Source organism: Flavobacterium sp. (genome assembly GCF_035456085.1).
GTDB lineage: Bacteria > Bacteroidota > Bacteroidia > Flavobacteriales > Flavobacteriaceae > Flavobacterium.
Genome location: NZ_DATIDY010000187.1, coordinates 1 through 2,166 on the forward strand (window position 1 = coordinate 1; position 2,166 = coordinate 2,166).

General features: G+C 31.8%; 2 protein-coding genes. Both read right to left on the reverse strand.

The genetic code is table 11. The features are described from left to right. Window positions 1-147: 147 nt before the first annotated feature. The gene (locus VLC96_RS13955; RefSeq protein ID WP_325263875.1) at window positions 148-1,236 is read right to left on the reverse strand and encodes a hypothetical protein; all 1,089 of its coding nucleotides are present in this window, start codon (window positions 1,234-1,236) and stop codon (window positions 148-150) included. Between the two features lie 182 nt (window positions 1,237-1,418). After that, the gene (locus VLC96_RS13960; RefSeq protein ID WP_325263877.1) at window positions 1,419-1,994 is read right to left on the reverse strand and encodes a hypothetical protein; all 576 of its coding nucleotides are present in this window, start codon (window positions 1,992-1,994) and stop codon (window positions 1,419-1,421) included. Window positions 1,995-2,166: the final 172 nt, after the last annotated feature.

Below are 2,166 nucleotides of genomic sequence, written 5' to 3' on the forward strand. Positions count from 1 at the left end.
TTCGGCAGACAAAAAGTTGTCTCCAACTTTTTCAACAAGCCGTTGGAACGGAATTCTATACTCGAAAAGTAACCAACATATAACCCTCTCAAAAGTTGTGAATAACTTTACGATGCTTTACATAGGAGTAGCTGTTACCAGCAGGCTTTATTTCTTTTCTCCGTTTTCAGGTAATTGTAATATTGCGTTTCCTTTTGCCTCGATGTAGTCTATATTATTTGCTGATTTTTGAATTGATTTGATGAGTTCAACATTATTATCATATTCTTCATCCTTTTCTTCTGCTTTAGGTTTTGGTAATGGTTCTACACGAATTTCAACGCTAAATCCATTATCAATTCTATTTGCTAATTTATTAAGAGCAATAGTCAATCCATTTTGAATTTCATTTTTTCTGCCACTATCTCCAACATAATGTTCGTCTATTATTTCTTTTGCAATTTTTTTAATTTCAGTTTCCATTAAACCATTAGCGTATTTTTCAATAGAAATAGTTTCTTTTGCAGGAACGCCTTTTTCTGCGAGTTGATTTCTTAATACTTTTATTTCTAAAATTTGTTTGTAGTGATTTAGTATTCTTTCTGTTGCTTTTGACAAGGTATTTGCAACTTGCAAACCAAGTATTACATAAAGAAGAAATTCGCTAGAAGAAATGGTTTTAACTTTATAATCTTCAGTTTTTCCAGTAACAGCTTCAGTAATTATATTTAAAATAAAGTTCAGTTCAGAAATTTCATTTTTTAATTCAACTAACTTGTTGTCAATGTATTTTCTTGGAATAGTATAACCTAACTCACACGTTCCAGGTTCAAGTTCTTCTTTTTCAATATTAAGAGATTCAAGTCCGCCAATTGTATTTGTAATTCCTGTTTGAATTCGAGTAATATCATTAACTATTTTATCAATATCTTCTAACGCTTTAGCTGGAGTAATAAGATTGGATGCAAAAATATTATCTATTTGGTTTTTTAATTCTTCTCCAAATTTCTTTTCATTAGTTATTTCTGCAATAGTTTCTTTAAACATTGGAGTGTATGTATTATACTTTGAAATATGGAGAGATTTATTAAGTTCTTCTATACTTGCCACAAGGTTTGTTTGATATGCAGGTTGATTTGGTTGGTTTACAATATTTTGCAAATTATCTCTAACCGATTGAAGATTTCCAAGTAAATTTGTTTTCTGTAAGTCATTTTGGAAATCAAAAATAACTCTGTGTAATCTTTCTACATTCATTTATAATTTCGTTTTGTTGTTAGTCTGTGGTAAGCTTGCTGGTAACGTCCCGCTACTACAGCGGGTTTGGGACTAAATTAAGCCCATTCTTCGGATTTGCCAAATCATTCCAAATACAAAACCATTTTTCCATTAAGCCAATTACCCAAATCCGTTGTAGTAGCTGTTAGGTGCTGTTTTTTTTATCGTTTGTAAGTGTCCCAAATTAACTTTCCGTCTAAGTCTATTTTATATTTCGTCTTAGCAAAGTCGGTGAGCAAAATTCCATCATTTTCGATTTTAAATTCTTCTTCACCGTCTATGGATACAAAAATATCTGCACCTCCAAATTCCCATTTTATATTTCCGTTTTTGTCAAGTTTTGCGATTTGTAATTCTCCGTGTATTATGTAATCGTCTTGATTTTTGAAAATTTGAAAACAAGTAATTTGGTCAGCTTGTGTTTTCCACTTCAATTCAAGGTCGCAAAGTGTCAAACAAAATATTGTGTCGCAACAACATAGTAATAATAGGTCGTTGTCAATAAGTGATGAATTTTCATGAATACCTGTCGCTCCGCCTGAACCAATAACAATGCAATTGTCAATAATTTGTTCGCCTTGATAAATTTTTATTCCATGTTTGGAAGTTGGATGTTCTGTCGCATCGACACCAAAATAATGCTTTGTATAACTAAAATTGTTGTCAGACGAGCCAAATTTATAAGTCTGTTCGTCAAGCACTTCAATTACAAAATTTTTATATTGATATCTGTTCATATTATGCAATACGTCTTCTTTAAAATAGCACCTAACGTTCTGGTACTACAGCGGGTTTGGGACTAAATTAAGCCCATTCTTCGGATTAGCCAAATCTCCCAAATACAAAACCAACTTTCCATTAAGCCAATTGCACAAATCCGTTGTAGTAGCTGTTGGTAGTAGTGTTTTA

Bases quoted from the DNA above. Each gene is read 5' to 3' on its own strand.
- VLC96_RS13960 (WP_325263877.1), bottom strand. From the start codon at position 1,994: ATGAACAGATATCAATATAAAAATTTTGTAATTGAAGTGCTTGACGAA.
- VLC96_RS13955 (WP_325263875.1), bottom strand. From the start codon at position 1,236: ATGAATGTAGAAAGATTACACAGAGTTATTTTTGATTTCCAAAATGAC.